Consider the following 5,754-nt stretch of genomic DNA (forward strand, 5'->3'; position numbering starts at 1 on the left):
AGAAGTTCAAGCCGCTCGCCGGCCCCGACGGCGGCAACGGCGGCAACGGCGGCGACGTCGTGCTGGTCGCCGACCCGCAGGTCACCACGCTCCTGTCGTACCATCACTCCCCGCACCGGCACGCCGGAAACGGCGGCTTCGGCATGGGCGACAACCGCTCGGGAGCGGCGGGCGAGTCCCTCGAGCTCCCCGTGCCGGTCGGCACCGTCGTGAAGGATGCCGCGGGCGCCGTGCTCGCCGACCTCATCGCCCCCGGCATGCGCCTGGTGGTCGCCCCGGGCGGCCGGGGAGGCCTGGGCAACGCGGCACTGGCCTCGCCCAAGCGCAAGGCGCCCGGCTTCGCCCTGCTCGGCACGCCGGGGTGGGAGGGCGAGGTCCGGCTGGAGCTGAAGACCGTCGCGGACGTCGCCCTCGTCGGCTTCCCGTCGGCGGGCAAGTCGAGCCTCGTCGCTGCCGTGTCGGCGGCGCGGCCGAAGATCGCCGACTACCCGTTCACGACGCTGCATCCGAACCTCGGCGTGGTCTCCGCGGGCGAGGTCCGCTTCACGATCGCCGACGTCCCCGGCCTCATCGAGGGCGCCAGCGAGGGGCGGGGACTCGGGCTGGAGTTCCTCCGCCACGTGGAGCGGTGCACCGCGCTCGTGCACGTGCTCGACTGCGCCACGCTGGAGCCCGGTCGCGACCCGCTCACCGACCTCGACGTGATCCTCGCCGAGCTCGCCGCCTACCCGGTGCCGGAGGGTCAGACCCCGCTCCTGGGGCGTCCGCAGCTGGTCGCGCTCAACAAGGTCGACGTGCCCGATGCGAAGGACCTCGCCGACCTCGTGCGGCCCGAGCTGGAGGCGCGCGGGTTCACCGTGTTCGAGATCTCCGCGGTCAGCCACGCGGGGCTGCGTGCGCTGACCTTCGCGCTGGCCGAGCTCGTCGCCGAGCACCGCGCAGCGCAGGCCGCCGCGCCCGAGCCGCAGCGCATCGTGATCCGTCCGCACGGTGCAGAGCGGGACTTCGAGGTGCGCGTCGAGGGCGGCACCTACGGCGACGTCTACCGCATCCTCGGCGCGAAGCCGGTGCGCTGGGTGCAGCAGACCGACTTCCAGAACGAGGAGGCGGTGGGCTTCCTCGCCGACCGGCTGGAGCGGCTCGGCATCGAGGACGAGCTGTTCCGCCTCGGCGCCTCCGCCGGTTCCACCGTCGTCATCGGCGAGGGCGACGGCATCGTCTTCGACTGGCATCCGTCGCTGTCGTCGGCTGCAGAGCTCATGACCGCCCCGCGCGGCACCGATCCGCGCCTCGACCAGAGCACTCGCCGCACGTCCGCCCAGCGGCGGGAACGCTATCACGAGCGCATGGACGCCAAAGCCGAGGCCCGCGCGGAGCTGGAGGCCGAGCGCCTCGCCGCCCGCAGAGCGGACGCGTCGGCCGACCCCGAGGAGGATCGATGACCGTTCACGAGCGCACCGACCTTCCGCGGGCCCGGCGCATCGTCGTCAAGGTGGGCTCCTCGTCGATCAGCGGCGAGAACGCCCACCGCATCCCCGCCATCATCGCGGGACTCGCCGCCGCGCACGAGCGCGGCACCGAGGTCGTGCTGGTCTCCTCGGGCGCCATCGCGACCGGCATGCCGTTCCTCGAGCTCGGCGAGCGCCCCACCGACCTGGCGACCCAGCAGGCCGCCGCCGCCGTGGGTCAGAACGTGCTCGTGTACCGCTACCAGGAGGCGCTGCGGCCCTACCGGATCGTCGCCGGCCAGGTGCTGCTGACCGCGGGCGACCTGGAGAACCCCACCCACCGCTCCAACGCCAAGCGCGCGATGGAGCGGCTGCTCGGCCTGCGGCTGCTCCCGATCGTCAACGAGAACGACACCGTCGCCACCCACGAGATCCGCTTCGGGGACAACGACCGGCTCGCGGCGCTGGTCGCCCAGCTCATCGGTGCCGACGCGCTCGTGCTGCTCAGCGACATCGACCAGCTCTACACCCGGCCGCCGTCCGAGCCCGGGGCCGCTCCCATCGATCGGGTGGCATACGGGGACGACCTGCAGGGGTTCGAGTTCGGCTCGGTCGTGGTCAACAGCGTCGGCACCGGTGGCGCGGCCACCAAGGTGTCGGCCGCGCGTCTGGCCGCCGACGGCGGCATCGGCGTGCTCGTCACCAGCGCCGATCTCGTCGACGAGGCCCTGCGTGGCGCGGCGATCGGCACGTGGTTCGCGCCCAACTCGGCCCCGCTGCGCGCGAGCGCGACCGCACCGGTGCGCACCGCCCGCTGAGCCGGCCCGCCGATACACTGGCCGGATGAGCATCCTGACCGACACCGCCCGCGAGCGCATGGTGCGGGCCAAGGACGCCTCGCGTCAGGTGGGGCTGCTGACGGATGCCGCCAAGGCGGCCCTGCTCGACGCCATCGCCGCCAGGATCGAGGCCGACACGGCCGACATCGTCGCCGCGAATGCCGAAGATCTCGCCCGCGGGCGCGCCGACGGGCTGTCGGCGGGGCTGCTGGACCGTCTCGCGCTCGACGAGGCGAGGGTGCACGCGCTCGCCGTCGCGGTGCGCGACGTCGCGCGCCTGCCCGACCCGGTCGGGCGCGTGCTCGACGAGCGGACTCTTCTCAACGGCATCCGTCTGCAGAAGGTCTCGGTGCCCTTCGGCGTCGTCGGGTCGATCTACGAGGCCAGGCCGAACGTGACCGTCGACATCGCCGCGCTCGCGCTGCGCGCCGGCAACGCCGTGGTCCTGCGGGGCGGGTCGGCGGCCTCGGGCACCAATGCGGCCCTCGTCCGGGCGATGCGCGGGGCGCTGGCAGGCGCCGGCGTCGACCCCGAGGCCATCCAGACCGTCGACGACTTCGGGCGCGACGGCGCGCGGGAGCTCATGCAGGCTCGCGGGCTCGTCGATGTGCTCGTGCCGCGCGGCAGCGCTCAGCTGATCGAGACGGTCGTCACCGAGTCGCAGGTGCCGGTGATCGAGACCGGCGCGGGGGTCGTCCACGTCGTGCTGGACTCCTCGGCGCCGCTGGAGTGGGCGCGCGACATCGTCGTCAACGGCAAGGTGCAGCGACCGAGCGTGTGCAACGCGGTCGAGACCGTGCTGGTGCTGCGGGATGCCGCGGACCGGCTGATCCCGCCGGTGGCCGCCGCGCTCCAGGAGGCCGGGGTCACCATCCACGGCGATGCCGCCGTGCAGGCGCTGGTCGCCGGCGTGGTGCCCGCGACCGACGCGGACTGGGCGACCGAGCACATGAGCCTCGACCTGTCGATGCGGGTCGTCGACGACCTCGACGAGGCGCTCGACCACATCCGCACCTACTCGACGCACCACACCGAGTCGATCGTGACCGCCGACGAGGCCCGGGCGGAGCGGTTTCTCGCCGAGGTGGACTCCGCCGTCGTCATGGCCAACGCCTCGACCCGGTTCACCGACGGCGGCCAGTTCGGCTTCGGTGCCGAGGTGGGCATCTCCACCCAGAAGCTGCACGCGCGCGGCCCCATGGGCCTTCCCGAGTTGACCAGCACGAAATGGCTGGCCAGAGGTACCGGACAGATCCGTCCGTGACCCCGTAGACTGGCACCGCGCGTCGCCCGAACACCGAACGGAGCCCCCATGACTCTCGCCACGATCGTCGCCCTCGTCGCCGAGGAGGCCGAGCACCACGGCAACGTCCAGCAGGAGACGATGATCTTCGGCATCGTCGCGTTCGGTGTGTTCCTGCTGCTGGGCCTGATCACCTTCTCCTACCGCAACGTGGCCAACCGCCACTCGGGCAAGGCCGATGCATACGCGCAGGCGCACGCGAACGACGTCGTGCAGGCGGGGCACGGTCATCACTAGGACCGCCCTATGACAGCGACACGTCCGCCCCGCATCGGGGTCATGGGCGGGACGTTCGACCCGATCCACCACGGGCACCTCGTCGCGGCGAGCGAGGTCGCGCAGTCGTTCGACCTCGACGAGGTCGTCTTCGTCCCGACCGGGATGCCGTGGCACAAGAACCAGGTCACCGCGAGCGAGCACCGCTATCTCATGACGGTCATCGCCACGGCATCCAACCCGCGGTTCACGGTGAGCAGAGTGGACATCGATCGGGACGGTCCCACCTACACGATCGACACCCTGCGCGACCTGCATGCGACGCGTCCCGGCGCGGAGCTGTTCTTCATCACCGGGGCGGATGCCATCGCCCAGATCCTCAGCTGGAAGGACCACGCCGAGCTGTGGGACCTGGCGCATTTCGTCGCCGTCTCCCGGCCCGGGCACGTGCTGAGCACCGACGGCCTGCCCATCGACGACGTCAGCCAGCTCGAGGTGCCGGCGCTGGCGATCTCGTCCACCGACTGCCGCGCCCGCGTACGGCGCGGAAACCCGGTCTGGTACCTCGTACCGGACGGGGTCGTCCAATACATCGCGAAGCACCATCTCTACCGGAGCACGACATGACGCCAGCCGATCAGCCCGAGAACCCGCCCCTGACCCGCCGCCGGTTGCGGGAGATGCGCACGCAGGGCATCCCGATCGTCTTCCCCGGCACGACCACACCGGAGCCGGTCGCCGCGGAGCCGGCTGCCGCGCAGCCGGTGGTTGAGCCCACGGGTGTCGAGCCACCGGCGGAGGCTGCGGAGGCCGAGGTCGTCGAGGCGGCCGAGGTCATCGGGGAGGATTCAGCGCCGGCCGAGGGCGAGGGCGTGGCATCCGCCGACGAGGACGAGGCGGCGTCCGTCGACGAGGACGAGGCGGAGGGTGCCCGCGTGATCGCGGCGGACCTCGGGGCTGAGCTGCTCGCGGGGGAGGCGGTGACCGCGGCCGCGCCGCCGTCGTTCGATCACCTCCTCACCCGCAGCGGACCGGCGGGCGGTTCGACCACCACGCCGAACGCGCTCATCCTCTCGCAGGCGCCGCAGACCGGGCCCCTGCTGGTGCCGGTCGACGCGACCGGCGAGGTGATCATCACCGGCTCGTATGCCCTCCCGGAGGGCTACGGCTCGACCGGGGCCGCGCCGGACGCGGACGACAAGGAGACCGACGCCGCGCTCATCGACGAGGAGCTGCCGCTGGCCTCCTCGCCGATCCCGGTGGCCGCCAGCGCCGCGATCAGCACGATCAAGGCCGGCGAGGAGGTCGTCGCCCCGCCGGTGCCGGAGAAGTCCAACAAGATCATGATGATCCTCGCCATCACGGCGGGCGTGCTCGCGCTCGGGCTCACCGGGGTGCTCATCCTCTCGTTCGTGACGGGCGTTTTCCAGTGAGCGTGACCGACGCCACTCGCGAGCTGGTGCAGCTGGCCGCCGACGCCGCCGCCGACAAGGGCGGGGAGGATCTGGTCGCCCTCGACGTGTCGCTGCCGCTGCCGCTCGTGGACGCGTTCCTCATCGTCACCGGTCGCAGCGAGCGCAACGTCGCCGCGATCGCGGACGAGATCGAGGACCGGCTGCTGCGCGCCGGCCACAAGCGCATCCGTCGCGAGGGGCGGCAGGAGTCGCGCTGGGTGCTGCTGGACTTCGGCGACCTGGTCGTGCACGTGTTCCACGAGCAGGAGCGGATGTACTACGGGCTCGAGCGGTTGTGGAAGGACTGCCCGGTCATCGCCCTCGAGGTGGGCTCGTCCGCCGAGTCCGCCTGACGGAGCGCGGGGCTTCGCTGGCTGGGCTTCGCTGGCTGGGCTTGCGGTGGCGCGGGGGCTTGGGTTGGCGCATAAGGTCGCGTGCGCGCGGGCGGCTTCAGGGGGCTATTGCAACACCGGGTGTGTGGAGGTTGTGGTGGG

The 5,754-nt window shown here is 72.3% G+C and carries 7 protein-coding genes; all 7 read left to right on the forward strand.

All coding sequences use genetic code 11. The annotated features are described in order from the left end of the window. Positions 1-1,442 (forward strand): GTPase ObgE (gene obgE / locus QM641_RS12305; protein WP_415116901.1); only part of this gene is annotated, 1,442 nt, incomplete at its 5' end. Then, positions 1,439-2,266 carry a glutamate 5-kinase gene (proB, locus tag QM641_RS12310; RefSeq protein ID WP_415116903.1) on the forward strand — a complete coding sequence of 276 codons (828 nt, stop codon included), beginning with the start codon at positions 1,439-1,441 and terminating at the stop codon, positions 2,264-2,266. The genes obgE and proB, both read left to right, overlap by 4 nt. Before the next feature lie 25 nt (positions 2,267-2,291). Then, positions 2,292-3,551, forward strand: a complete 1,260-nt coding sequence (locus QM641_RS12315) for a glutamate-5-semialdehyde dehydrogenase (protein WP_415116905.1) — start codon at positions 2,292-2,294, stop codon at positions 3,549-3,551. Positions 3,552-3,599: 48 nt separating this feature from the next. Then, a complete protein-coding gene (locus QM641_RS12320; protein ID WP_415116907.1) occupies positions 3,600-3,827 on the forward strand; it encodes a hypothetical protein in 228 nt (75 codons plus the stop codon). Positions 3,828-3,836: 9 nt separating this feature from the next. Continuing rightward, a complete protein-coding gene (gene nadD, locus QM641_RS12325) occupies positions 3,837-4,433 on the forward strand; it encodes a nicotinate-nucleotide adenylyltransferase (RefSeq protein WP_415116909.1) in 597 nt (198 codons plus the stop codon). Beyond that, entirely contained in the window at positions 4,430-5,239 is an 810-nt protein-coding gene (locus QM641_RS12330; RefSeq protein WP_415116911.1) for a hypothetical protein, read from the forward strand. Before nadD ends, QM641_RS12330 begins: the two co-directional genes overlap by 4 nt. Beyond that, a complete protein-coding gene (gene rsfS, locus QM641_RS12335; RefSeq protein WP_415116913.1) occupies positions 5,236-5,613 on the forward strand; it encodes a ribosome silencing factor in 378 nt (125 codons plus the stop codon). The genes QM641_RS12330 and rsfS overlap by 4 nt, the downstream gene beginning before the upstream one ends. Positions 5,614-5,754: the final 141 nt, after the last annotated feature.

Origin of the sequence: Microbacterium sp. (genome assembly GCF_047605725.1) — a bacterium.
Taxonomy (GTDB): Bacteria; Actinomycetota; Actinomycetes; order Actinomycetales; family Microbacteriaceae; genus Microbacterium.